The following is a 26,206-nucleotide window of genomic DNA, read 5'->3' on the forward strand; positions in this document are numbered from 1 at the left end:
GATGGATTACCTGCCACACCCGCACGCCCGCCTCATCGTGGCCGGCGAGCCGGGCGACCTCGGCGGTGGGCGGCTCGCCGCCCGGGTGAGCCGCACCGCCCAGGCCCTGGCGGAGCTGCCGCCGGGCCCGCTGTTCTGCGGCATGCGCAACGACCTGCCCTCGGTGCTGCGTTACCTCGGCGCCTGGCAGGCCCGCAGGCCGGTGGCCCTGCTCGACCCGGATCTGTCCGCCGCCGCGCTGGCCGCGCTGGTCACCCGGTTCAGGCCCGCCGCCCTGCTCGGCTTCGCCCAGGCTCCGCACGGCCGCAACATTCCGCACGGCACGACAGCGATCCGCCGCACCCCGCGCTCGGGCTCGGGCGATGAGGTGGGCGAGCCGCATCCCGAGCTGGCCGTCCTGCTCGCCACCTCAGGATCCACCGGCAGTCCCAAGCTGGTGCGGCTGTCCAGGACCGCCGTGCTGGCCAACGCGCACTCCATCGCCGAGGCGCTGGCCCTCGGGCCCGACGAGGTCGCGCCCACCAGCCTGCCGCTGCATTACAGCTACGGCCTCTCGGTGCTCAACAGCCATCTGGTGGCGGGGGCGAGCGTGGTGCTGACCGACGCCGGGCTGCTCGAACGGTCCTTCTGGAGCTCACTCGACGATCATCGGTGCACCTCACTGGCCGCCGTCCCCTACCAGTACGACATGCTGCGCAGGCTGCGCTTCGACCCCGCCGAGCATCCCGCGCTCATCACCCTGACCCAGGCGGGCGGGCGGCTGCGGCCCGAGCTGATCGACGAGTTCGCCGCCAAGGCCGACTTCTACGTGATGTACGGCCAGACCGAGGCGACGGCGCGCATCGCCGTGCTGCCGCCGAAGCGGCTGGCCGATCGGCCCGGCTCGGTAGGGCAGGCCGTTCCCGGCGGACGGCTCGCCATCCAGGAGGGCGAGGTCGTCTACCACGGGCCCAACGTGATGATGGGCTACGCCGAGACGGCCGCCGACCTGGCCAGGGGCGAGGACCTGGACGGGGTGCTGCGCACCGGCGATCTCGGCCGGCTGGACGACGACGGGTTCCTCTACCTCACCGGCCGGGTCAAGCGCATCGCCAAGATCTTCGGCGTCCGGGTCAACCTCGACGACGTGGAGCGGATCCTGCGTGACTGCGGGCCCGTCGCGGCGACCAGCGGCGACGACCGGGTCACCGTGTGGGCCGAGGGCCTCGACGTCAAGGGCTGCGCCGCCCTCGCCAGGCGGCTCGGCACCGAGCTGCGCCTGCACTGGAGCGGTTTCGACGTGCGAGGCGTCGACCGGCTGCCCCTGCTCACCACCGGAAAGATCGACTACGTCGCGCTGGAGGCCAGGACATGACCGTTTTCACGCGGTCCGCAGCCGAGAGAGAGGCGGCTCTGCTGCCGGAGCTGGCCGCGCTCACCGAGCGGCATCGCCGTGCCTGCGAGCCCTACCGGCGGATTCTGGACGCGATCGGCTCCGCCGCGCCCTACGCGCGGGTGGCCGACCTGCCATGGCTGCCCGTACGCCTGTTCAAGACGCACGAGCTGCGCAGCGTGCCGGAGGAGCAGGTGTTCAAGGTGCTCACCTCCAGCGGCACCACCGGCCAGGTGCCCAGCCGCATCTACCTCGACAGGCAGGCGGCGGCCACACAGCCGCGCATGCTGGCGGCGACGTTGCGCGCGGTGCTGGGCGAGCGGCGGCTGCCCATGCTGATCGTCGACAGCCGCTCGGTGGTGCGCGACCCGACGCTGAGCGCTCGCGGCGCCGGCGTGCTCGGCATGATGAACCTCGGCAGGGACCACACCTTCGCCCTCGACGAGCGGGGGGTTCTCAACCACGAGGCGGTCAAGGGCTTCCTGGCGCGCCACGGCGGCAAGCCGTACCTCATCTTCGCCTTCACCTTCATGGCCTGGCTGCACCTGCGTGAGCTCGGCATGGACCTGTCGCAGGGCGTGCTGGTGCACTCCGGCGGCTGGAAGAAGCTGGCCGCGCAGTCGGTGGACAGCGCCGAATACCGCAGGCAGCTGGGCGAGGAGTGCGGCCTGCGGCGCATCCACAACTTCTACGGCATGGTCGAGCAGATCGGCACCGTCTTCCTCGAAGGACCCGACGGCGGTGGCCTCTACTGTCCGGACTTCGCCGACGTGGTGATCCGCGACCCCGACACGTGGCAGGAGGCGCCGCCGGGCGTGCCTGGGCTCATCGAGGTCGTCAGCACGCTGCCGACCTCCTATCCGGGGCACGTCCTGCTGACGGAGGACCTCGGTGTCGTGCACGGCGTGGACGACGGGATCTGGCCCGGCAAGCGCTTCTCCGTGCTCGGGCGGCTTCCCCGCGCCGAGGCGCGCGGCTGCAGCGACACCCACGGGCTGGCGGCCGCGTAATGCTCGACGTCAGGTTCCCCGCCGGTCCGCCCGTGCCCGTGGACGACCTGCTCGACCAGGTGACGGCGGGAGGCCGCCTCTCGGTCGGCGACGAGCGGATCCGTGACTTCCTCAGTGCCTTCGGCAGGCGGCTGCTGCGCCCCACCCTGTCGCGCCGGCACCCCGAGCTCGGCTCGCTCGGCTTCTTCCTGCGCCGCAGCGAGCTGCAGCGCACCATCGAAGGGCTGCGCGGCGAGCATGTACGGGTGCCGCGCGGCCTCGTCTTCCACATCCCCCCGGCGAACGTCGACACCATCTTCGTCTATTCGTGGGCGCTGTCGGCCCTGGTGGGCAACCGCAACGTGGTGCGCCTGTCGCCCCGGGCGGGCACCGTCGCCGCCACCATCGTGAAGACGCTGCAGGAGACGCTCGACGACGCCGATCCCATCGTGGCCGCGACGCAGCGCATCGTCTGCTACGACCGGTCCGAGTCGATCACGGCCACCCTCTCGACCGCCTGCGACCTGCGGGTCATCTGGGGCGGCGACCGTACCGTCGACGAGGTTCGCAAGCATCCGCTGCCGCCCTACGCGCGTGACCTCGCCTTCCCTGACCGGTCGTCGTTCGCGGCCGTCCGGGCGACGGCCTGGCTGTGCGCGCCGCAGGCCACCCGGCAGACGGTCACCGAGGGGTTCGTCAACGACTCCTACTGGTTCGACCAGGCGGCGTGCTCCTCGCCGCGTACCGTCTATTGGGTGGGGTCGCGCGCCGACTGCCACGCGGCCCGCGCCGACTTCACCACCCACCTGTCGCACACGGTGACCGAGCGGGGCTGGGCGGTGGACGCCGCGATGGCGGTGGAGAAGCGGGTGTCCACCTACGGCCTGGCGGCCGACGGCTCGGCCGGCGCCATCGACTTCCACGGCAACGCGCTGGCCAACGTCACGCTCGCGACGGCCGTGGCGGCGCCCCGGCGCTGGCTCGGCACCGGCACGTTCGCCCACGCCCGGCTCGACTCCCTGACGGAGCTGGTGCCCCTGGTGGGCCGGCGGGACCAGACGATGACGCACTTCGGCTTTCCCCGGGCCGAGTTGCTGGAGCTGGCGCGGGCGCTCGCCGGGCGCGGCGTCGACCGCATGGTGCCTTTCGGCGACGCGCTGAGCTTCCACCGCGTCTGGGACGGCGTGGACCTGGCCTCCGAGTTCACCCGTCTGGTCACCGTCTCCGCCTGACCTCACCATGCCATCCGCCACACCATCCCGCCGACCTCCTCCCTCTCCTCCCGCACGCCGTCTCGCCGCCCCGAGACCTCGCCGCGAGCCCCCGCCATCTCGTCACCTCCCCGGTCCTCCACCGGCCAGATGGTCTGTACGACCGCTACTCCCGACCGCCTGCTCTGCCTGGACGCCTGGTCTCGCCAACCTTCCGCCGGCCGGGACGCTCTCCCGGCACCGCCGGCTTGGCCGACCGGTGCCTGGAACGGGCGGCTTGGTGGGCTGAGGTGGGCGTACGAGGTCGGTTTTCTGCTTTTGGGCGGTGCTGGATGTCGTGTGATCTTTTCGGGGGGACGGATGACGGTTGTGGTGTCGGCGAGGGCGACTGCCGGTGCGAGGCGGAGGAAGGTGCGGCGGCCCAGTGCGGGGTGGGTGCCGGCGGGGTTGGTGGCGGTCGCGGCGGTGGTCGTGCTCTGCCGGTTCGGGGTGCCGGTGGCGGAGGTCGCGGCGTTCGCCGGGCATGTCGGGGTGGGGGTGATGGTGCCGGGAGTGCTGCTCTGGCGGGCGCTGGGGCCAGGGGGTGGATCGCTGCCCGTTGACCTGGCGGCGGGGCTGGCGCTGGGGTACGCGGTGGAGGTGCTGGTCTACATCGCGGCGCGGGCGGCGGGGGTGCCGCTGGCGGTGGTGGCGTGGCCGGTGGTCACGATCGGGGCGTTCGTCGTCGTGCCGCGGCTGCGGCGGCATTGGCGTGGGGGTGGGGTGCGGGTCCCGGTCGGGTGGGCGTGGGCGATGTCGGCCGTCGTCGGCTACCTGCTCGTGTGGAGCGCGCAGCAGTTCTATCGCGTGCACGGGCTCGCGTGGCCGGGGAACGCGGCGCCGTACGTGGACATGTCCTATCACTTGGCACTTCTGGGGGAGATCAAGCATCATGTTCCGCCGACCTTCCCGATGGTGCTGGGTGAGCGGCTGTCCTACCACTGGTTCGTGTACGCGGAGATGGCCGCGACCAGCTGGGTCACCGGGATCGAGCCGCAGACGCTGCTCTACCGCCTGACCGCGCTGCCCATGCTCGCCGGGCTGGCCGTGCTGGTCGCCGCCGTCGGCTGGCGGCTGACCGGACGGCCCTGGGCGGGAGTGGCCGCGATCCTGGTCACCTGCTTCGTCTGCTCCCCCGAACTGCACGAGGGCGGCCTGGACCTGTTCACCACCCGATCGCTGTTCACCGCGTGGCTGAGCCCGACCCAGAACTTCGGGGCGTTGCTCTTCGCCCCGGTGGTCCTGTTGCTGGTCGGCTTCCTGCGTTCGGGGCAGGGGCGATGGGCCGCCGTGTCGATCCTGCTGGTCGCGCTGATGGGTGCCAAGGCCACGTTCCTGCCGCTGGTCCTGGGCGGGCTGGCGCTGGTGCTGGGGATGTCGTGGCTGGTACGCCGGCGGCTGGACCGCACGGCGATGATCGCCGGGGGCATCGCGCTGGCCTGCCTGGTGACGGCGCGGTACGCGCTGTTCGGCGGCGGGTCGCAGGGCATGACGATCGCGCCGCTGGACACCATGCGCCGGGCCTGGGCGATGGCCGCGGACCTGACGAACACGGAGATGGCCGGCGCTCCCCTCGGCGACCTGCTCGGCTTGGGGGTCCTGCACCTGACCTGCCTGATCTGCGTGTGGGCGGGGCTGGCCGGCCTGGCCACGTATGGGGCCGTGCCATTCCACCCCGCCGCCGTGCCCTCCCACACCGCCCGGCCGCCCCACCCCGCCGGACCGCTCCATCCCGCCGGGCGGTGGGGGATGCTGCTCGATCCGGCGGTGCTGTTGCTGCTCGGAATCGGGGCCGCGGGGGTGGGCGCCATGCTGGTGCTCGGGCACCCGGCCGCCTCGCAGCTCTACTTCCTGGAGGGCGCCCGGCCGTACCTCTCGATCGCGGCGGTCGCCGGTGGGCTGACGCTCCTCCGGACGTGCCGGCGGCTCCGGCCGGTGGCGGGGTGCGCGCTGGTGCTGGGCACGGTCCTGGCGGTGACCGTCAAGGCGGTCATGGGCCCGGCCCTGCCGGTGCCGCCGCACGATCTGCCGGGCATCGCCCTGCCCTATCTGGTGCTCGGGTTCGCGGCCTGGGTCGTCTGGCTGGCGCTCGTGTGGTGGCGCCGACCGGCGGCGCTGGTGCTGGTGGCGCTGGCCATGGGCTACGTGCTGCCGGGCACGGCCGCCAAGGTGGTCGATCAGCTCGGGCCGCCGGGAGATTTCACTGTCACGCTGCCCGAGGGGGGCATGGAGGCGTCCAGGTGGCTGCGGGACCACTCCGCGCCGGACGACGTGGTGGCGACGAACGGCCACTGCCGCCCGCTGCGCAGCCCCTACTGCGACAGCCGCCACTACTGGGTGTCCGCCTACAGCGAGCGGCGGGTGCTGGTGGAGGGGTGGGCCTACGCGGAGAGCACGCTGTCGCGGGCCCCGCTGACCGACGAGTCCTATCTGAGCCTGGGGTTCGCGGACCCGGTGCGGCTCGCGGCGAACGACTCCGTCTTCCTCGCCCCGTCCGCCACCAACATCGCCCGACTCGTCCGTGCCTACGATGTGGAATGGCTTCTCGTCGATGGAAAGGCCCCGCCGCTCGGGCAATTCGCCCGGCTGCGTTTCCGCAGTGGCGCCTGCTCGGTCTACCAGCTTTGATCCCGCCCTGAGACCCCAGCGCCAGCCCGGAGTAAAAAGCTCGTCCGCTCCGAGCATGTCGAAGGGGAATCACCCATCCGCGCGTGGCCCGGCTGAGCACCATTTCCGTAGTCCTGGCCCCAAGCGATCGGGGAGACCCATGGAAACGCGCGTGCGCCCCGAGGCCGGTGTCCGCGATGGTCCGGCCAAACTCGCGACCGTCGACATCGTCATTCCCGTGCTCAACGAGGAGCGGGCGCTGCCCGGCTGCGTCCGTACGCTGACCGCCTTCCTCACCGAGTCCTTCCCCCTGCCGTGGCGCGTCACGATCATGGACAACGGCAGCACCGACGGCACCTGGCCGATCGCCGAGGCGCTGGCCGCCGAGTTCGAGCAGGTGTACGCCGGGCGGCTGGCGACGGCGGGGCGGGGGGCGGCGTTGAAGGCGGCCTGGCGTGACAGCCCGGCCGACATCGTCACCTACATGGACGTCGACCTGTCCACCGGGCTCGGCGCGCTGTTCCCGATGGTGGCGTCGCTGGCCAGCGGGCACTCCGAGATCGCCGTGGGCACGCGCCTGTCGCGCGGCGCCCGTATCCAGCGCTCGCTGAAGCGGGAGGTGATCTCGCGCGGCTACAACGCGCTGCTGCGGTTCGGTTTCGGGGTCGGGTTCAGTGACGCCCAGTGTGGTTTCAAGGCGGCCAGGACGGACGTGGTGAGGCCGCTGCTGGACCGGGTCGAGGACGACGCCTGGTTCTTCGACACCGAGCTGCTCCTGCTGGCCGAGCACAACGGGCTGCGCGTGCACGAGGTGCCCGTGGACTGGGTCGAGGACCTGGACTCACGGGTCCGGGTGCTGAAGACGGCCGTCGATGACCTGAAGGGGCTGGCCAGGCTCGCCTGGTCGATGTCGCGGGGCCGGGCGGTGGTCGAGGTGCCCCGGCCGGCCGAGCCCGCGCCCACGCATCCGGACGCGGTCGTCGCCGCGCCCCGGGCGGCCGCACTGGCGACGTTCGTCTCGTTCGCCGTCGTCGGCGCGTTCACCACGCTGCTGTACGCGATGCTCTACCTCCCCTTGCGGGAGTTCCTGTCACCGGTGACGGCGAACCTCGCCGCGCTGATCCTCACCGCGGTGGTCAACACCGAGGCCAATCGCCGGTGGACCTTCGATCGCCGGGGCGGGAAACGTACCGGACTGCATGCCAGGGCGGGGCTGATGTTCCTCGCCAACTACGCTCTCACCACCATGGCCGTGCTGGGCCTGCACGCGCTCGTCCCGGCGGCGGGGCGGCTGCTCGAAGTAAGCGCGGTCGTCGCCACTTACGGCGTGCTCACCCTCACCCGATTCCTCGCACTCGACCACTGGGTCTTCGCCCGCTCACGGAGCTGATTCACTCTTGGACGCCACGGAAATCCGGCAACTGGTCGCTCTTGAGCGTACCCACTGGTGGTATCGGGAGCGGCGCGCCATCCTGCGCCGGGAGCTGCGCGCGCTGGGCCGGCCCGGACGCGCGCTCGACGTGGGCGCGGCGGGCGGCGGCAACACCAGGGTGCTGGTGGAGCAGGGCTGGGACGCCACCGCCACGGACAGCTCGCCGGTGGCGGTGCAGATCGCGCGTGAGCGCGGCCTCAGGGCGGTGTCGGCCGACGCCCGCAGTCTGCCGATCGAGTCGGCGAGCGTCGATCTGGTGACCGCCTTCGACGTGCTGGAGCACATCAGGGAGGACTACCTGGTCACCGAGGAGTTCGCGCGGGTGCTGCGGCCCGGCGGGCACGCGCTGATCGCGGTGCCGTGCGACATGAGACTGTGGTCGTCGCATGACGACGCGGTCGGGCACGTACGCCGTTACTCCCGCGACTCGCTGGTCAGGGTGGTAGAGAAGGCGGGGCTGCAGGTGGAGCGGGTCTGGAGCTGGAACGTGCTGCTGCGCCCGCTCATCGCCCGGCATCGGCGCGGCTCGACGGGAAGTGACCTGCGGCGGATGCCGGCCGTCGTCAACGCGGGCCTTTCCGCGGTGGTCATCGCCGAGCGTTACCTACCTGTCCGGTCTGGCAGAGGGGTAAGCCTTTTCCTGCGGGCTCGGCTCGATGATTTTGGTTCTAAAGTATCGATGTGTTGATTCACGGTTTAATCACCGCTTCGTTGGTGTTCGCCGGGTCCCCTGCCGCGGCCGTACAGGCGAAGGTCGACTGCGCCAAGGTGAAGTGCCTCGCGCTCACCTTTGACGACGGGCCGGGCAAGACCACGCCGGCCCTGCTCGACGTGCTCAAGAAGGAGCGCGTCAAAGCGACGTTCTTCCTGGTGGGCAAGCGGGTCGCGGAGCGGCCCTCGGTCGCGCGACGGACCCTCGCCGAGGGGCACGCGATCGGCAACCACACCTACACGCACCCCTGGCTGACGAGGAGGCTCGACGACGACATCATCCGAGAGCTCCAGACCACCCAGGAGGCCATCAAGGACGCCACCGGCCTGACCGCGACGATGTTCCGGCCGCCGTACGGGCGCACCGACGACCGCGTGCTCTATCTCGCGAACCAGTACGGTCTCGCGCAGGTGATGTGGACGGGCACCACGCTGGACTGGGACCTGCGCGACGCCAAGAAGATCAAGGCCGCGGTCCTGCGGCTGGCCAAGCGCGACGGCGTGCTGCTCATGCACGACACGGTCCCGCAGACGGTCAAGGCCATGCCGGGGATCGTCAAGGAGCTGAAGAAACGCGGCTATCACCTGGTCACGGTGCCGACATTGCTGGGGGTCAAACGGCTGAAGTCCGGGACGAGCTACCCGTAACCGATGCGGGTTCCTTGGGTGGCGGTGGCCACCTTCGCCGCCATCCAGACGGTCCTGGCCTGCTGGTGGGCGGCTTTCCACCCGGGGCTCTTCAGCCGCGACTCGGTGCAGTACCTGAGCCACACGATGGCCGGCCCGTGGGTGAGCGACCACTCGGTGCTGTACGACGCGCTGCTGTGGCTCTCCTTCACCACTACTGGCGATCTCGGCGCGGTCACCTTCGCCCAGACCACGGCCATGGCCTGCGCCCTGACCTATCTCGCCCAGTCGCTCAAAGCGCTCGGAGCGCCCCGGCGGACGACGACGGCGGTGGCGCTCGCCCTGCCGTTCCTGCCGACGACCGGCGCGTTCACGGTCACGTTCTGGAAGGACGTGCCGTTCACCGCCTGCGCGATCGCGGTCGCGGCGGCCTGCGCGGGCCTGGCGGCGCGCCGGACGCTCACGCCGGCGAGGCTGACGGGCCTCGGCACGCTGCTGGTCCTGCTGAGCCTCTTCCGCCCGAACGGCTTTCTCATCGTGGCCGTCACCGTGGCCGTGCTGCTGGTCGTCATCAAGACCCAGCGGGTACGGCTCGCCCTCGTCGGGGCGGTCGCGGCGGCGCTCCCGCTGCTGCTCAACAACCTGATCTTCCCGCAGTTCGGCATCATGCCCCCGACCAAGACGTACGTCTTCCACACGGCCTTCGCCGACCTCGCCGTCGCCTACCGGGAACGTCCTGAGCTGTTCACCGAGCAGGACCGGGCGCTGCTGGCGTCGGTGGCGCCGCTGACCAGATGGACCGAGGGCGGCACCTGCTCCACCGTCAACCCGCTCATCTGGCGCCGCGACTTCGTCTGGGCCCAGGCCGACGCGCACACCGGCGAACTGCTCGGCCTCTGGAGCCGGCTTCTGGTGGCCGAGCCCGCCCTGGTGCTGGACACCCGCCTGTGCCGGGGCGCGATCGCCTGGAGGGTCGCGGCGGAGGCCGGCACCTCCACCTACCGCCTGTCCCTCAGCCCCACCACCGACACCTACGTGGGCCCGCACAAGGTGCCCGACTTCCCCGAACGGCACCTGCTCTCACTGCGCCCCCTGTCCCCCGGCCTGCACCTGGTGGCGCTGACGTGGCTCACCACCACGCTGGAGCCGCGCTTCGACTGGCTGCTGTGGCGGGGCGCGCTCTGGTCCTACCTGTCGTACGCGGCCGTCGCGCTCGCCGCCTTGGCCCTGCGCAACAGGTGGGTGCCGGCCGTGGCCGCGATCGTGGTGGGACAGCAGCTCGCGATCCTGGCCAACATCTCCGCGCAGGACTTCCGGTATCTGGCCTCGCCCATCTTCATCGGCGTCCTGCTGGTCCCGTTGCTGGCCGGCGCCTGCGTGCGTCCGCTGCGGCGCCGGCCCGCTCCGTGACGCTCCGGTCAGTGGCGTGGCAGGGTGGCCAGCACCAGGTTGGGGTCGGTGGCGGTGGTGTAGGCCGCGCTGGGCACATGGAGGGTGCGGCCCCGTACGGCGACGGAGGTGGGATTCTGCAGGCCGTCGGCGGCGGTCAGCAGCGTGGTGACCTTCCCCTTGGCGCCGACGCGGACCACGCGGCCGGTGGTGATGAGCGCCGCGATGACCTGGTCGCCGGCGAAGGCGAAGTCGTCGATGCCGGCCAGCCCTTTGGCCTTGACCGTGATCGGCCCGGGGCGGCCCTGCCGGAGCGGGATCCTGAGCAGGGTGCCCTTGTCGAGGTTGCTCGCCCAGACCGCGCCGTCGCGGACCTTCAGGCCGTTGACGCCGATGAAGCCGGTCGAGGCGAGCTCCGGCGCGGACGACCACACGCTCGCCCGGTGGCCGCCCAGCCGGACGGTGGAGATGGTGCCGAGCGCGGAGTCGGTGATGTAGAACGTCTTCGACCGCTCGTCCAGGGCGAGCCCGTTGGGCAGCCCGGTGGCCGGCAGCGCGGCGACGCGGGTCGGGGTGCCGCCTGACCGCAGCCGGTAGAGGCCGGTGGTCTCCGCCGAACCGCTGGCGTACAGGAAGTACAGCGTGCCGTCGGTCGTGCGGACGATGCCGGTGGTCAGCGCGAACTTCAGCACCGGGGTGTCCGCGCCGCCGTCCGCCGGGGCCGGCAGCGTGGCCAGGATCCGCGTCTCCCCCTTCTTGGTGACCAGGGCGACCTGCCGGGCGGCCGCGAAGGTGACGTACGCGCTGCCGTCCGGGGAAAGGGCGATGTTCTCCGGCATCTGGCCCTTCGCCAGGTCGAAGTGCACCGCGATCCGGGACGGCACCGTCTCCTGGGGCAGGCTCACCGTGGTGGCCGAGGCCGTCCCCCCGGTCAGAGCCGCCGTGAGGGCTGCGGTGACGACCGCGACGGTGGTCATGTTCTTGCGCATGGTTGTTCCTCGATCTCCATAAGTGTTCTTGGGCACGCTGAATACGGCACTCGTGCCGAGCGCCCAGGATTTTTACTGATAAAGGCGGCTTTCTACCGCCGGATCGGGCGGTCCTGCCTGGCGGCCGGCCCGGTGGCGACGCTGTGGACCAGGAGCGTCATCGCGGCGTGCGACGGCGAGCCGGCCTCCGTGGTCGCGACCACGATCCGCTGGTCCACCTCGGAGCGCAGGCTCTGCTGGGTGACCTGCATGGTCCCCACCAGCGGATGGCGCATCTCGTAGACCTCCGCCCCGCTGCCGGCCTTGACCCGGTGATCCGCCCACATCGCCGCGAACTCCGGGCTCTTCACCAGCAACTCGCCGACCAGCGCCGCCAGCGGGGAGTCGTCCGGATGCTGCCCGGACACCATCCGCAGCGTCGCCACCACGGCGCGAGCCTTGGCCGGCCAGTCGGCGTACAGCGCCCGGGTGTGCGCGTCCAGGAACATCAGCCGCGCCATGTTCGGACGCCGCGCCGGATGATCGGGCCCGTCCATGGTCACGTGCCCGGCGAACAGGGCATGTCCGGTGGCGTTCCAGGCGAGCACGTCGCTACGCCGGCCGAGCACCACCGCGGGTACATCCCCCAGTGCGGCGACCAACTGCCGCACCGCGGCCGTGACCCGCTCCGGAGCGGGTCGCCGCCCGCCGGGCCGGCGCCGGGTGCCGGCGGCCAGCCCGTGCAGGTGCGCCCGCTCGGCGTCGTCGAGCCGCAACGCCCCGGCGATGGCGTCCAGCACCTCGGCCGAGGCGTTGGCCGACTGGCCCTGCTCCAGCCGTGCGTAGTACGACGCGCTCACCCCGGCGAGCAGCGCCAGCTCCTCCCGGCGCAGCCCGGACACCCGGCGCTGGTCGCCGTAACTCATCAGGCCGACGTCTTCGGGCCGGAGCTGTGAACGGCGGGTCCGCAGGAACTCACCAAGGTGTCGCTTCGGGGTCATGTCCCCATAGTGGCGGCCGTGCCGAGAACCAGCCACGCCCTCTCAGGGATACCCAGTCGCTGACAGAGTTGACCTCAAGCTCGGTTGAGGTCACATGCTGTCGGGAGACATCCCAAGGAAGTGAGCGACATGCGAATAGTAGAAGTGACCGAGTTCGGTGGACCGCAGGTGCTGGTGGCGCGGGAGGCTCCCGATCCGGTGGCCGGCGCGGGACAGGTCGTGATCGAGACGGCCGTCGCGGATGTCCTGTTCCTCGACACCCAGCTGCGGGAGGGTTGGGGAGAGGGTTTCTTCCCCATGACGCCGCCGTACGTGCCGGGCGACGGGGTGGCCGGACAGGTCGTCTCAGCCGGGGACGGGGTGGATCCCGCATGGGTCGGCCGCCGGGTCATGGCCAGGACCGGCGCGCCGGCGGGTGGCAGCGACTCGATCGTGGCACCGACCGGCGGTTACGCCACTCGGGCCGTCGCCTCGGTCGAGGCGCTGATCCCGGTCCCGGACGGGCTCGAGCTCAGTCAGGCGGTGGCGCTCCTGCACGACGGTCCGACCGCGACGGGGTTCGTCGACAATGCCGCGATCCGGCCGGGCGAGTGGGTGCTGATCACCGCTGCGGGCGGCAGCCTGGGCATCGTCCTCGTGCAACTCGCCCTGGCAGGGGGCGCCCGGGTGATCGGAGCCGCGCGCGGGACACGGAAACTGGACCTGGTGCGGGAGCTGGGCGCCGAGGCGGCGGTGGACTACACCGAGAACGGCTGGCCCGAGCGGGTGCGTGAGACGACCGGCGGGAAGGGCGTGGACGTGGTGTTCGACGGCGCCGGTGGCCCCCTCGGCAGAAGCGCGCTGGAGGTGACGGCGAGCGGCGGCCGGTTCTTCGCCTATGGTGCCGCCAGTGGCGGCTTCGCCGAGGTCACCCCGGACGAGGCCGCCGGCCGGGGCGTGCGCCTGGTCGGGATCATGGACCAGGTGTCCGACGCGGCGGAGGTGCGGCGGCTCACCGAGCGAGCCCTCGCCAAGGCCGCGGCCGGGCATCTCAGGCCGCACGTCGGGCAGACGTTCCCGTTGGAGCGGGCGGCCGACGCGCATGCCGCGATGGCCGCGCGCACGGCCATCGGCAAGACCCTGCTGGTGTGCTGACGCCGCCTCTCAGCGGCACCGCTGCGGCGGTTTCTACTCCCACTCGATGGTGCCCGGGGGCTTGCTGGTCACGTCGACCACCACCCGGTTGACGTCCCTGACCTCGTTGGTGATGCGGGTGGAGATGCGGGAGAGGACGTCGTAGGGCACGCGTGCCCAGTCGGCCGTCATCGCGTCCTCGGAGGTGACCGGGCGCAGGACCACGGGGTGGCCGTAGGTGCGGCCGTCTCCCTGGACGCCCACCGAGCGGACGTCGGCCAGCAGCACCACCGGGCACTGCCAGATCTCCCGGTCGAGGCCGGCCCGGGACAGCTCCTCGCGGGCGATCGCGTCGGCCTCGCGCAGCAGGTCGAGCCGCTCGCGCGTCACCTCGCCGATGATCCGGATGCCGAGGCCGGGGCCGGGGAACGGCTGGCGCCAGACCATGGCGGTCGGCAGGCCGAGCTCCTCGCCCGCGCGGCGTACCTCGTCCTTGAACAGCGTCCGCAGCGGCTCCACCAGCTTGAACTGCAGGTCCTCGGGGAGGCCGCCGACATTGTGGTGGGACTTGATGTTGGCGGTGCCGGTGCCGCCGCCGGACTCGACCACGTCGGGGTAGAGGGTGCCCTGGACCAGGAAATCGACCGGGCCGTCGGCCATGATGGCCCGCTGCTCGTCCTCGAAGACGCGGATGAACTCGCGGCCGATGATCTTGCGCTTCTCCTCGGGGTCGCTGACGCCTTCGAGGGCCTTCAGGAACCGGTCCGAGGCGTCCACGACGCGCAGGTTGACGCCGGTGGAGGCGACGAAGTCGCGCTCGACCTGCTCGGCCTCGCCCTTGCGCAGCAGGCCGTGGTCGACGAAGACGCAGGTCAGCCGGTCGCCGATGGCGCGCTGGACGATGGCTCCGGCCACCGCGGAGTCGACGCCGCCGGACAGCGCGCAGATCGCGCGCCCGTCGCCGACCTGCCGGCGGACCGCCTCGATGGACTCCTCGACGATGTTGAGCATGGTCCACGTCGGCCGGCAGCCCGCCGCGTCGAGGAAGTGCTTGAGCACCTGCTGGCCGTGCTCGGAGTGCAGCACCTCCGGGTGGAACTGCACGCCGTAGAGGCCGCGCCCGGGGTGCTCGAAGGCGGCGACCGGGGTCTCGCCGGTCGAGGCCGTGACCGTGAAGCCCTCGGGGGCGGCGGCCACGCTGTCGCCGTGGGACATCCACACCTTCTGCGCGGCCGGCAGCCCGGCGAAGATCACACCCTCGGTCAGCACGTCCAGGGCGGTGCCGCCGTACTCGGCGACGCCCGTGCGGGCCACCTCGCCGCCCAGCGCCTGGGCCATCGCCTGGAAGCCGTAGCAGATGCCGAATGTGGGCACCCCGGTCTCGAACAGACCGTGCGGGACGTCCGGGGCGTTGTCGGCGTAGACCGAGGAGGGCCCGCCGGACAGGATGATGGCCTTCGGCTTCTTGGCCAGCATCTCCTCGACCGGCATCGTCGAGGGCACGATCTCGGAGTAGACGTGGCACTCGCGCACCCGCCTGGCGATCAACTGTGCGTACTGCGCACCGAAGTCGACGACGAGCACTGTGTCGAATTCAGACACCGAGAGAACCCCCCAAAAGGCGAATGCGGTGCTGCCAGTCTATCGGCCGCGCACTCAGACAATCGCGCCGAGGAGCCCCAGGGGCGGCGAGCCCAGATCGAGCATGGCCTTGTGGAAACGCTGCAGCGTGAAACCCGCGCCCCACTCGCGCCGCGCCTGCTCGCGCAGGTCCATGATGACCAGCTTGCCCCAGGTGTAGCGGCCGTACGTCGGGTCGAAGGAGGCCCGCCTGGCCTCCGCCAGCGCCCCCGGGCCGACCAGGTGCGTGTCTGACTCGAAGCGCCTGGCCGCGTCCTCGACGGTCATGGCCCCGGTGTGCACGCCGATGGCGCAGGCGAGCCGGGTGACGCGGATCAGCGCCTCCACCCAGACGCCGATCTCGAAGCGCGGGTCCTGCGCCTCGAAGCCCTCCTCCACGCAGAGCTCCTCGGCGTAGTGCGCCCAGCCCTCGGCGAACGACATGGACTGCAGCAGCCGCCGGACGTCCGACCCGGCCCGGCGCAGGGCCAGGCCGTGCGAGAAGTGGCCGGGCGCCACCTCGTGCACGTTGATCGCGGGCAGGGTGGTCTCGCTGAAGATCTCCAGCCACTCCTCGGCGTCCCGCTCGGGCCAAGAGGGGTCGGGCGGGGTGATGTGGTACCACGAAGGGCCCTCGGGCTCGCCCGGCGCGTTCCACGACATCATCGCCATCGCCCACCTGCGCGACTCCGGCGCGAGGCCGACCAGGCACTCGCCGTCGTGGTAGGGCACCAGGTCCTTCTCGGCGGTGAACGCGATGGCCTTGCGCGTGCCGACCCTGGCCGCCTCGATCACGCCGTCGGCGTCGGGGTGCTGCTTGACCAGCTCGCGGACCACGTCGAGGGGCGGCCGGTCCCGCTCGCCGAGCTTGGCGCAGCCGTCGGCCAGCCGCTCCAGCAGCCTGCCGCGCTCGGCGTCGGCGCGCTCGGCCAGCTTGCCCAGGTCCACCTCCAGGCCCTCGCCGGCGCCCATCAGCCGGGCCAGCGCCGCAGCGCCGAGCGAGGCGTCCGGGTCGCCCTCGGCCGCCGCCCGCTCGATGTGCGTGACGAGCTCGCGGTGGGCCTTCAGCGCGCTCTCGTCGGTGATCCCCGCGGCCAGGCCCTTGACCGCGCCGAGCAGGGAGCTCGCGACCGGGGCGCTGAGCCGGTCGAGCGCGGCGACCGCGTGCCGCACGGCCTCGGGCCAGCGCGCGAGGTGGGCCGCCTTGGCGGCGGCCCGGTCCCGCTCCGGGCCGTAGTCGCGGTCGTAGCAGGCCAGGTCCAGGTTGGACAGGTGGTAGAGCGGGTTGCCGCGGTGCAGCTCCAGCTCGCCGAACTGGGCGCGCAGGCCCTCCTCGAACACCCGCAGGTGCCGGGCGTCGTACGGATCCTCCGGCTCGGCGCCTTCACCCAGCCGCGCCAGCCCGGCCCGCACCCCGTCGGGCGAGAGGTCCTGGATCATCCCGTCGTACTCGTGCCTGCCGCCCAGCTCACGCGCCTCTGCCACGGCCAGGTCGGTGATGGCCCGCAGTCGGGGCTCGAGTTCCGTCATGCTCGCGACGCTAGCGCAAGCCGCTCGATCTTGGAATCGATTACGGCCACCGCCGGCCCGGCGCATCGGGCAGGTGAGCGGGCCGCGACCCCGTCTAGCCCAGGGGGTGGCTGACCCAGACGTTGGGCTCGACGTAGACGGCGTGGTCGCGCTCGACCTCGCAGTGCACCGAATTGAGCGCTCCGGGCACCTCGACCTCGCCGGACCGGTCGAACGGCAGCCCGGTCCAGCGCCGCCATTCGTCGAGCGTGCCGGGCACGACCATGGAGCGCGGCGCCACCTTGACGATCTTCCCGCCCGCCCGTACGTGCACGCGCAGCCAGGCGTCGTGGGGCAGGCCGTCGGCCTGGGTGCGGAAGGCGTACTCGGTCATCGGGGTGTGGGGTTCGAGGTGTTTCCGGTTGGGGCGGACGGGGGCTAGGAGCTCCTCGAAGCCCCGCTCGGCCGCGTTGTCGCGCATGGCGAGGAGCATCCGCGAGGAGAGGCCGCGGCCGAGCAGGTCGCGGCGGACGGTGATCTCCAGGGCCGAGATCCTGTTGGGGCGGGTGCCCCTTTCCCTGGTCAGCCAGGCTCGCCGGATGGCGCCGTCCCAGCCGTCGTCGGACGGCTCCGCGCCGTCGAAGAAGAAGGGCACGGTGAAGCCCCGGGCCACGAGCCTGCCCGGCTCCGCGTCGTCATCGGCCACCAGTGCGTATTCGGGGTAGACGCGGACGACGACGTCATAGAAGAGGTCGGCGAGCGGGTCCTGCATCATGAACTCCGGCCAGGAGGTGTCCATGTCCCACAGCGTCGAGGCGAACTCCGGGCGCTCCGCCAGGGTCGTGATCCGAAGGGTCATGCGGACCATCTTCACATAGGACGCAGAACTCTTACATTCGACGCTATGCGCCCATGCCATCCATTAAACCGGGAAAACCGGCCGTACACCGAAATTTACGTCGCTGTACGGCCAGCATCGCCGTGGATCAGTCGCTCCCGCAAAGCCCCCCAACCGGCCATCCCAGGGCGGCTGACCACGATCATGGCGTTCGTTACCGTCTTGCGACCTCCATGACTACTGATCAGTAGGTTTTGTCGATGGGCCAGTATTTACTCATGCCTAACATCGCGCCGCTGAGCCCGGGAGATCCACGCAGCCTCGGCGGCATGGACCTGCTCGGCCGGCTGGGTGAAGGCGGGCAGGGCGTCGTCTACCTGGCCACCGACCCCTCAGGCACGCGGGTCGCGATCAAATGGCTGCGGTCCGACCAGGCGGCCGACCAGGTGAGCATCGGGCGCTTCCTGCGTGAGGTGGAGGTCGCCCAGCAGGTGGCGCCGTTCTGCACGGCGGCGGTCCTGGGCACCGGCGTGGAGCTCGGCCGGCCCTACATCGTGAGCGAGTTCATCGACGGCCCGTCCCTGCATCAGGTCGTCCAGCAGGACGGCCCGCGCACCGGCACGACCCTGCACCGCCTGGCCATCGGCACCGCCACCGCCCTGGCCGCGATCCACCAGGCCGGGATCGTGCACCGCGACTTCAAGCCGGCCAACGTGATCATCGGCGCCGACGGGCCCCGGGTGATCGACTTCGGCATCGCCCGCGCGCTCGACGCGACCTCCACGCTCAGCAGCATGCCGGTCGGCACCCCGTCCTACATGCCGCCCGAGCAGGTCATGGGGCATCAGGTCGGCCCCGCCGCCGACCTGTTCTCGTGGGGCGGCACGATGGTCTACGCCGCCTCCGGCAACGCGCCGTTCGGCAGCGACACCATGCCCGCGGTGATCAACCGGGTGCTCAACCGGCCGCCCGAGCTGACCGGGCTCGACGGCACGCTGCTCGAGGTGGTCGCGGCGTGCCTGGACAAGGACCCGGCGCGGCGGCCCACCGCCGAGCAGGTCATCATCCGGCTGCTGCAGCGGCCGGTCCCCCGCTCCGGCATCCTCGCGCAGGGCTCCGCGGCGGCCATCCCGGCCGAGTCGCGGCCCGCCCACTCAGCCCCGAACCCGGCCGCGTCGTGGCCCGCCCACTCAGCCCCGAACCCCGCCGCGTCGCGGCCCGTCCACTCAGCCCCGAACCCGGCCGCGTCGTGGCCCGCCCCCGCGGCCTATCCCGCGCAGCCGCCCATGGCGGCCCACGCCGGACAGCCTCGGCCGGCGCCCGCGGCGAAAGGCCGGACGTTGCTCGTCATGGGCGCGGCCGTGGGGTGCGCGCTGCTGCTGCTCGCCGGCGTGATGACGGTCAACCACCTGAACCGGACCACGGTCGCCGCGCCCCGAACGAGCCCCACCCCCACCACCCCCACGCCCACCCCCACCACCCCGGCGCCGGCGCCGGCGTCCACCGTGCCCGCCAAGGGCACCCCCCTGCGGGTCCCCGGCGGCTCGATCACCATCTACGAGCACGAATCCGACCCCATCACGCTGACCTCCTACGAGGTCTACGACGAGAAGGGCAAGGAGTGGGTCGACTACGCCAGGCGGAACCTGACCGGCGCCTTCGTCAAATACCCGCGCAACAAGGAGTCGCTGGTCTCGCCCGACGGCCGCTACCTGGCCACCCGCGGCAAGAACTACTCCGCCGACGACTTCGACTTCATCGAGATCACCGACCGCCGCTCGGGTGGCGAGGTCACGATCGAGACCGTCCGCTCGCCCCTGCAGAGCACCATCCGGTCATGGTCCAAGGACGGCTCCAAGATCCTGCTCAACATCGAGGAGAAGACCGGCGACGAGTGGTACTACGTGGGCTTCGGCATCGTCGACGTGGCCACGAGCGAGCCGGAGATCGTCATGGTCCGCGACAAGCAGGTCCAGGAGACCGCCTTCGGCTGGGACAGCGAGGAGAACGGCGTGGTCAACGTCTACGGCGGCAAGAACCAGGGCCTGCGCTTCTACGCCCCCACCGGCAAGGTCGTCCGCGAGGCGCCCGGCATCGGCACGCTCGCCTCCGGCACCATGGACATGTTCTCCCCCTCCGGCCGGACCTTCGTCACCGACTGCCCCGGCGGGGGCGACGGCGACCACTGCCTCTGGAACTCCGCGACGGGCAAGCGGGTGCGCGCCTTCACCTCCCCCTGCGACAAGGTGCTCGGCTGGTACGACGAGACCCACCTCTACTGCTGGGAGCAGGACGACGCGTCCAGAGATGAGGTCCAGGTGGTCGACTTCAAGGGCAAGCTCGTCCGTAAGCTGATCGACATCGGCGATGACGTGGACTACAGCCCCATCTACACGCTGGACGTCCCCAGCGGCTCCTGAACCGCTCGCCGCCGGAATCCGTCATGAGGGCATGAAGACGCTGACGCGCCCGGTGCTGGTCGCCGCGGCCCTCGCGACGGCCCTGGCCGCCTGCACCCCGGCTCCCCAGGACGACAGACCCGTCACACCTCCGCGGCAGAGCCTCGGCGCCATCCGCCTGGTGGCGTACAACGGCTGCGACGATCTGCTCGCCGGGCTGCGCGCGAAGGCGGCCGAGAACGTCGGCCCGTGGGGGTTCGGCGGCCCCCAGATCATGTACATGGAGGACGCGACCGCGGCCAGGGCGAAGACCGCCGAGACCCCCGACCACTCCACGACCAACACGCACGAGGCGGGCGTGGACGAGCCGGATCTGGTCAAGACCGACGGCGACCGCGTCTACACCGTCAGCGGCGGCACCCTGCGGATCATCGACACCGCCACCAGGAAGGTCACCGCCTCCCTCGATCTGCCCGGCAAGGACGAGCGCGGCTACGCGCCCGCCGACCTGCTGGTCTCGGGCGAGCGGGCGCTGATCCTGTTCCAGGGCGGCGGCGGCCCGGCCATGAAGCGGGGCTTCGCGCCCCCCGGCGAGACCAGGTACGTGCTCGTCGACCTCGCCGGCCAGCCCAAGGTGCTGGGCACGATCAAGCCCGAGGGCACGCACGTGGACGCCCGGATGGTCGGCTCCACCGTACGCTTCGTCACCCGGAGCCAGCCGGACATCACCTTCCCCCAGACCAGGGACCAACTGCCCGAGGCCGAACGCACCCGGATCAACCAGCAGGTCGTACGGCGTGCGCCGCTGGAGGCCTGGCTGCCGAAGATCGAGATCACCGACGCCTCGGGTACGGTCAGGAAGGAGTCGGTCCCCTGCGAGCGGGTCAGCCACCCGGCCGGCTACTCCGGCACCTCCCTGCTGACCCTGCACAGCCTCGACCTGTCCCAGGGCCTCACGGCGGCGGGCAGCTCCCCGATCGGCCTGGCCGCCGACGGCGACATCGTGTACGGCACCGGGCAGAGCCTGTACGTGGCGAGCAACCCGCACTGGTGGTTCCCGATCCAACCGGCCGTCGTCGAGGAGAGTGCGCCCACGCCCAGCGGCCAGGAGTCGGCCGTGGCCCCGGCCACCGAGCCCGCCCCGGTGGAGCCCATGCCCACGGCCACGCCGACGCCTTCGGGCCCGCCGCCCGAGGAGACGGAGGTGCACCGGTTCGATGTGAGCAAGCCGGGCGCCCCCGCCTACGTGGCCTCCGGCAAGGTGCCGGGCCGGCTGCTGAACCAGTACTCGCTGTCCGAGCACGACGGCCACCTGCGGGTCGCCACCACCGTCACCTCCGCCGACGGCGACACCAGCGTCAGCGGCGTGCACGTGCTGGCCGCGGACACGCTGGCCGAGGTCGGCCAGGTCGGCGGCCTGGGCAAGGGCGAGCGCATCTACTCGGTCCGGTTCATCGGCCCGGTCGGCTACGTCGTCACCTTCCGCCAGGTGGACCCGCTCTACACGCTGGACCTGCGCGACCCGGCCAAGCCCGCGGTGACCGGCGAGCTGAAGATCACCGGCTACTCCGCCTACCTGCACCCCAGCGGCGACGGCAAGCTGATCGGCATCGGCCAGGAGGCCAGCGACAAGGGCCGGACGCTCGGCACCCAGGTCTCGCTGTTCGACGTGCGCGACCCGGCCGCGCCGCGCAGGCTGTCGCAGCTGTTCCAGAAGGACTCCGGCTCGGAGGCCGAGTGGGACCCGCACGCCTTCCTCTACTGGCCCAAGACCGGCACCGCGGTCATCCCGCTGAGCTCCTACGGCGAGGGCGTGCAGCGCAGCGGCGCGATGGTGTTGAAGATCACCGATTCGGAGGTGAGCAAGGTCGGCATGATCGAGCATCCGGCGGACCGCAACAGTGCTTACCCGCCCGGCATCCAGCGCTCGATGATGATCGGCGACTCCATCTGGACGTTCTCCTACGCGGGCGCGCAGGTCAACGACGCCGCCACGCTGGACAGGCAGGCCTGGATCCCGCTGGGCTCATGATCCCTCGGGAGCGGCGACCGGCTCGATCTCGGGGGCGCCGAGCCTGATGGCGTCGGCCGCGTGGTCGGTGTCCTGCTCCTGCGACAGGCGCTCAGCCTCGACCCGCTTGGTGAAGTACTCGACCTCGCGTTTGACCTGCTCGGCGTCCCAGCCGAGCGGGCCGGCGAGCAGCTCGGCGGCCTCCTGCGCGACCGCCACGCCCCGATGGAAGGTCTCGATGGAGACGTGGGTACGGCGCGTCAGCACGTCGTTGAGATGCCTGGCGCCCTCGTGGGTGGCGGCGTAGACGATCTCGGCGCGTAGGTAGTCGTCGGCCCCGTGCAGCGGCCTGCCCAGCGACGGGTCGTGCTCGATCAGCTCCAGCACCTCGTCGATCAGCGAGCCGTAGCGCTGCAGCAGGTGCTCGATCCTGGCCACGTGCAGGCCGGAGGTGTGGGCCAGCCGATGCCTGGCGTTCCACAGCGCCTGATAGCCCTCGGCGCCGGCCAGCGGGATCCGGTCCGTGCAGGAGCGCGGGACGCGCTGGTCGAGGCCGTGCGCGACGGCGTCGACGGCGTCCTTGGCCATGACCCGGTAGGTCGTGTACTTCCCGCCGGCGATCATGACGAGCCCCGGCACCGGGTGCGCCACCACGTGCTCGCGCGACAGCTTCGACGTCTCGTCCGACTCCCCGGACAGCAGCGGCCGCAGCCCAGCGTAGACGCCTTCGACGTCATCCCTGCTCAGCGGCACCGACAGCACGGCGTTGACGTGGTCGAGCAGATAGTCGATGTCGGCCCGGGAGGCGGCCGGGTGCTCCTTGTCCAGCGTCCATTCGGTGTCGGTGGTGCCGATGATCCAGTGCCTGCCCCAGGGGATCACGAAAAGCACGGATTTTTCCGTACGAAGGATGAGTCCGGTGACGGAGTGGATCCGGTCGCGCGGCACCACCAGGTGAATGCCCTTGGACGCCCGCACGTGGATCTGCCCGCGTCCGCCCACCAGCTCCTGGATGTCGTCGGTCCACACCCCGGTGGCGTTGACCACCTGCTGGGCGCGTACCTCCATCTCGCGGCCGGACTCCAGGTCGCGCACCCGCACCCCGGTGACGCGCTCGCCCTCACGCAGGAAGCCCACCACCTGGGACCGGGGCGCGACATGGGCGCCGTAGGTGGCGGCCGTCCGCAGCATGGTCATCACGTAACGGGCGTCGTCCACCTGCGCGTCCCAGTACTGCACCGCGCCGGTGAAGGCCGAGCGCTTCAGCGCGGGCGCCAGCCGCAGGGCCCGGCTCCTGGACAGATGCCGGTGCCCCGGCACACCCCTGGACACCCCGGTGGCGATCCCCAGCGTGTCGTACAGGGCCACCCCCGCCCCCACATAGGGCCGTTCCCACCCCATGTGGGTCATCGGGAACAGGAACGGCACCGGCCGCACCAGATGCGGCGCGATCCGCTGCAACAGCAGGGCCCGCTCCTGCAGCGCCTCCCTGACGAGCTCGAAGTTGAGCTGTTCGAGATAGCGCAGCCCGCCGTGGATGAGCTTGGACGAGCGCGAGGAGGTGCCCGAGGCGAAGTCCCGCGCCTCGACCAGGCCCACGTCCAGGCCGCGCGTGACAGCGTCGAGCGCGACTCCCGCGCCCACCACCCCGCCACCGACCACGACCACGTCCAGCTCGCGTGCGGCCATGGTGTCCAGTGCCGCACTTCGCTCGACCGGACCCAGCCGGGCCACGCGTCTTCCCGCCGCCATGACTCTCCTTGAGATTCGGGGCCTTGTCTCCTTGCGCCCCCATACTTACCCATTCATCGAGCCGCATTTGACTTCTCTCCGCCATGACGGGGATTCTCCCGCCTCGCGGCGGGGTGCTTACTGCTGCTTCTACGCCGCTTGCGCGGTGGAGGTTTCGGGCGGTGCCAGGGTCGGGATCGCCTTACCTGGTCTTACCTGCCCTTCACAGTCGTTTCGGGTGTCCGCCAGCCCGGCGGCCACGTCGTGCACCGACCTCGTGTCGTTCAGGCCGTTCACATCGTTCAAGTCGTTCAGGGTCTTCAGGCGGATACCCTCGGCCAGGATGTTGAGGGCTGCGGCGATGTCGCGGTCGTGGTGTTCGCCGCAGGAGGGGCAGTCCCAGGCGCGGACGTCCAAGCCGAGTTTCCCGATCTTGTAGCCGCAGCAGGGGCACAGCTGGGAGGAGGGATACCAGCGGTCGACGGTGATGAAGGTGCGGCCGTGGCGGGCGGCTTTGTCTTCCAGCAGGCGCAGGAAGGTGCCCCAGGAGACGTCGTTGACGCTCTTGGCCAGCCTGCCCCGGGCCAGGCCCCGCACGGCCAGGCCCTCGACCGCTACCGCTTGATTCTCGCGGACGATCGCAGTGCTGACCTGGTGCAGGAAGTCCCGGCGCGCGTCGCCGGCCTTCGCATGCTGACGGGCGACTTTGATGCGGGCCTTGGTGCGGTTGGCGCTGCCTTTCTGCTTACGTGCCAGGGCGCGCTGGAGTTTCTTCAGCTTGCGCTCTCTGCGGCGCAGCCATTTGGGGTTGACGATCTTTTCGCCGTTGGAGGTGACCGCGTAGTGGGTCAGACCGAGATCGATCCCCGTCTCCGCATCGCTGCGGGGGAGGGTCTGGCTGTCGTCCGGCACGTCGACGACGAAGGAGGCGAAGTAGCGGCCCGCCGGGTCCTTGATGACCGTCACGCTGGACGGCGGAGCGGGCAGCTCGCGTGACCACCGCACCTCGATCTCACCGATCTTCGCCAGATACAACGCATCCCCGGCACGGCCGGGGCGGAGCTTGAACGCGGTGGTGGTGAACCGGGCCGACTGGCGGTGATCACGGCGCGACTTGAACACCGGCAATCCCATCTTCGGGCCTTTGCGCTTGCCCGACACCGAGTCGAAGAAGTTGCCGTAGGCCACGTCCAGGTCCCGCAGCGACTGCTGCAACGGCACCGGCGACACCTGTGCGAGCCAGTTCCGTTCAGGAGTGCGCTTGGCGGCGGTGATGCACAGCTGCTGCAACCGTGGGCCGCTGATCCGCGCCCGGTCGGCTTTCCACGCGGCCTTACGCCGGGCCAGCGCGTCGTTCCACACTGCCCGGACACACCCGAACAACCGAGCCAACGACTCCCGCTGAGGCGCGTCCGGATACAGCCGGTAGTTGTAGCGCAGCTTCACCGAACACCACCCTCTCCATGACGACACAACGCAGCCACTAACAGTGTGCAAGAAATCGCACACGTTCCGCGAATTCGAACATACTAACGACTGCCCTATGGCCACGCCATACGCATACCGACGCGGCATACATCAACCGACAACGCCGACCAACGCGACCGTCCGTGGCCCGCGCCACGTGCTTCTGACTCCCCCACCTACCGGCGGGCCATCCCCTGACGGGAACCGCATTCATCACCGGCCTGAACGCCGGGGCCTTCTGCGAACCCTCGGTAACGCAGCGGACTCCGTACAGACCCCCGATCAGGCGCGGATCACGGTCACTCCGGCGTCGGAGAGCCGGGTCGCGGCCAGGTCGGGAAGCTGTGCGTCGGTGACGAGGGTGTCGATCTGCTCGATGGGGCAGATACGGGAAAATGCTTTCTTCCCTATCTTCGAGGAGTCTGCCACCACCACGACCCGCGCGGCACGGGTGATGAGCAGATGATTCACGCTCGCCTCGCCCTCGTGGTCCGCCGAAGCGCCGAGCTCCACGTCCAGCCCGTCCACGCCGAGGAAGGCCACGTCGAGCGTCACCTGCTCCAGCACGCCGGACGCGAGCGGGCCGATGAGCTCGTAGGACTGCTGCCTGGCCACCCCGCCGGTGACCACGATCTTGACGTGCCGGCGGACCGTGAGCTCGGCGGCGATGTTGAGCGCGTTGGTGACGATGGTGAAGCCCGAGTCCAGCGTGGCGCGGGTGGCCAGCACGCGGGCCAGCTCGGAGGTGGTGGTGCCGCCGTTCAGGCCGATCACCGCGCCGGGTTTGACCAGCTCGGCGGCCGCTTCGGCGATGCGCTGCTTCTCGCTCCCGTGCCTGGCCGTCTTGTAGCGCAGCGGCAGGTCGTAGCTGACGCTCTGGGCCACCGCGCCGCCCCGGGTGCGCATGAGCATCTGCTGCTGGGCGAGCTGGTCGAAGTCGCGGCGGATGGTCGCGGTGGAGACGTCGAGCGCCTGGGCCGCCTCCTCCACGGAGAGCCGGCCTTCCTGGGCGAGCAGCTCGAGGATCGCGTTCCAGCGGTCATAACGGGACACGATCCTCTTTCCTTCGCCGGAATCGTCAGATGGCAAGCGTGGCATATGGGAGAGCACGCAGCCACCGATGCCCATTTAAGCTTGGTTCTGATATAAAAAGTGCAGAAACAAGCAAATTG

The 26,206-nt window shown here is 71.0% G+C and carries 19 protein-coding genes; 11 read left to right on the forward strand and 8 right to left on the reverse strand.

Annotated features, from left to right (window positions below; all coding sequences use genetic code 11):
* Window position 1: 1 nt before the first annotated feature.
* The 8 genes from IEY87_RS24765 to IEY87_RS24800 all read left to right on the forward strand — a co-directional run bounded on the left by IEY87_RS24765 (window position 2) and on the right by IEY87_RS24800 (window position 10,398).
* A complete protein-coding gene (locus tag IEY87_RS24765) occupies window positions 2-1,354 on the forward strand; it encodes an AMP-binding protein (RefSeq protein WP_189141167.1) in 1,353 nt (450 codons plus the stop codon).
* On the forward strand, window positions 1,351-2,382 hold the full coding sequence (locus IEY87_RS24770) for a LuxE/PaaK family acyltransferase (protein ID WP_189141168.1): 1,032 nt from the start codon (window positions 1,351-1,353) through the stop codon (window positions 2,380-2,382). Before IEY87_RS24765 ends, IEY87_RS24770 begins: the two co-directional genes overlap by 4 nt.
* Window positions 2,382-3,593: an acyl-CoA reductase gene (locus IEY87_RS24775; RefSeq protein ID WP_189141169.1), complete on the forward strand. Its 1,212-nt coding sequence runs from the start codon at window positions 2,382-2,384 to the stop codon at window positions 3,591-3,593. Before IEY87_RS24770 ends, IEY87_RS24775 begins: the two co-directional genes overlap by 1 nt.
* A gap of 390 nt (window positions 3,594-3,983) precedes the next feature.
* Window positions 3,984-6,239, forward strand: a complete 2,256-nt coding sequence (locus tag IEY87_RS24780; RefSeq protein WP_189141170.1) for a hypothetical protein — start codon at window positions 3,984-3,986, stop codon at window positions 6,237-6,239.
* 139 nt (window positions 6,240-6,378) lie between these two features.
* Window positions 6,379-7,608 carry a glycosyltransferase gene (locus IEY87_RS24785; RefSeq protein WP_189141171.1) on the forward strand — a complete coding sequence of 410 codons (1,230 nt, stop codon included), beginning with the start codon at window positions 6,379-6,381 and terminating at the stop codon, window positions 7,606-7,608.
* 7 nt (window positions 7,609-7,615) lie between these two features.
* Window positions 7,616-8,338, forward strand: coding sequence for a class I SAM-dependent methyltransferase (locus IEY87_RS24790; RefSeq protein ID WP_189141172.1), 723 nt, complete (start codon window positions 7,616-7,618; stop codon window positions 8,336-8,338).
* Window positions 8,332-9,009 (forward strand): polysaccharide deacetylase family protein, encoded by a 678-nt coding sequence (locus IEY87_RS24795; protein WP_189141173.1) that lies wholly within the window; start codon window positions 8,332-8,334, stop codon window positions 9,007-9,009. The genes IEY87_RS24790 and IEY87_RS24795 overlap by 7 nt, the downstream gene beginning before the upstream one ends.
* A gap of 3 nt (window positions 9,010-9,012) precedes the next feature.
* A complete protein-coding gene (locus tag IEY87_RS24800; protein WP_189141174.1) occupies window positions 9,013-10,398 on the forward strand; it encodes a hypothetical protein in 1,386 nt (461 codons plus the stop codon).
* An 8-nt stretch (window positions 10,399-10,406) separates the two neighbouring features.
* Here IEY87_RS24800 and IEY87_RS24805 read toward each other — a convergent pair whose 3' ends face one another.
* Together IEY87_RS24805 and IEY87_RS24810 are read right to left on the reverse strand one after the other, a co-directional pair.
* Entirely contained in the window at window positions 10,407-11,366 is a 960-nt protein-coding gene (locus IEY87_RS24805) for a hypothetical protein (protein WP_189141175.1), read from the reverse strand.
* 92 nt (window positions 11,367-11,458) lie between these two features.
* The gene (locus IEY87_RS24810) at window positions 11,459-12,346 is read right to left on the reverse strand and encodes a helix-turn-helix domain-containing protein (RefSeq protein WP_189141176.1); all 888 of its coding nucleotides are present in this window, start codon (window positions 12,344-12,346) and stop codon (window positions 11,459-11,461) included.
* 129 nt (window positions 12,347-12,475) lie between these two features.
* On the opposite strand from IEY87_RS24810, the gene IEY87_RS24815 reads away from it, so the two are divergent.
* Entirely contained in the window at window positions 12,476-13,480 is a 1,005-nt protein-coding gene (locus tag IEY87_RS24815) for a zinc-binding dehydrogenase (protein WP_189141177.1), read from the forward strand.
* 33 nt (window positions 13,481-13,513) lie between these two features.
* On the opposite strand, the gene guaA is transcribed toward IEY87_RS24815, so the two are convergent.
* From guaA to IEY87_RS24830, 3 genes are all read right to left on the reverse strand, one after another.
* The gene (guaA, locus tag IEY87_RS24820) at window positions 13,514-15,061 is read right to left on the reverse strand and encodes a glutamine-hydrolyzing GMP synthase (protein ID WP_189141178.1); all 1,548 of its coding nucleotides are present in this window, start codon (window positions 15,059-15,061) and stop codon (window positions 13,514-13,516) included.
* A 54-nt stretch (window positions 15,062-15,115) separates the two neighbouring features.
* Complete coding sequence (locus tag IEY87_RS24825) at window positions 15,116-16,609, reverse strand: DUF885 family protein (RefSeq protein WP_189141179.1); 1,494 nt, start codon at window positions 16,607-16,609, stop codon at window positions 15,116-15,118.
* Window positions 16,610-16,703: 94 nt separating this feature from the next.
* Window positions 16,704-17,447 (reverse strand): N-acetyltransferase, encoded by a 744-nt coding sequence (locus IEY87_RS24830; protein ID WP_189141180.1) that lies wholly within the window; start codon window positions 17,445-17,447, stop codon window positions 16,704-16,706.
* Window positions 17,448-17,704: 257 nt separating this feature from the next.
* On the opposite strand from IEY87_RS24830, the gene IEY87_RS24835 reads away from it, so the two are divergent.
* Together IEY87_RS24835 and IEY87_RS24840 are read left to right on the forward strand one after the other, a co-directional pair.
* Window positions 17,705-19,846, forward strand: a complete 2,142-nt coding sequence (locus tag IEY87_RS24835; RefSeq protein ID WP_189141181.1) for a serine/threonine-protein kinase — start codon at window positions 17,705-17,707, stop codon at window positions 19,844-19,846.
* A 31-nt stretch (window positions 19,847-19,877) separates the two neighbouring features.
* Window positions 19,878-21,857, forward strand: a complete 1,980-nt coding sequence (locus IEY87_RS24840; protein WP_189141182.1) for a beta-propeller domain-containing protein — start codon at window positions 19,878-19,880, stop codon at window positions 21,855-21,857.
* Here the strand turns inward: IEY87_RS24840 and IEY87_RS24845 are convergent.
* From IEY87_RS24845 to IEY87_RS24855, 3 genes are all read right to left on the reverse strand, one after another.
* Window positions 21,852-23,588, reverse strand: coding sequence for a glycerol-3-phosphate dehydrogenase/oxidase (locus IEY87_RS24845; protein WP_189141183.1), 1,737 nt, complete (start codon window positions 23,586-23,588; stop codon window positions 21,852-21,854). The two genes, IEY87_RS24840 and IEY87_RS24845, sit on opposite strands and share 6 nt — an antisense overlap.
* A 129-nt stretch (window positions 23,589-23,717) precedes the next feature.
* Entirely contained in the window at window positions 23,718-25,040 is a 1,323-nt protein-coding gene (locus tag IEY87_RS24850) for an RNA-guided endonuclease InsQ/TnpB family protein (RefSeq protein WP_308112986.1), read from the reverse strand.
* A 276-nt stretch (window positions 25,041-25,316) separates the two neighbouring features.
* A complete protein-coding gene (locus tag IEY87_RS24855; protein ID WP_189141184.1) occupies window positions 25,317-26,087 on the reverse strand; it encodes a DeoR/GlpR family DNA-binding transcription regulator in 771 nt (256 codons plus the stop codon).
* Window positions 26,088-26,206: the final 119 nt, after the last annotated feature.

Origin of the sequence: Nonomuraea glycinis (assembly GCF_014646515.1) — a bacterium.
GTDB classification, from domain to species: domain Bacteria; phylum Actinomycetota; class Actinomycetes; order Streptosporangiales; family Streptosporangiaceae; genus Nonomuraea; species Nonomuraea glycinis.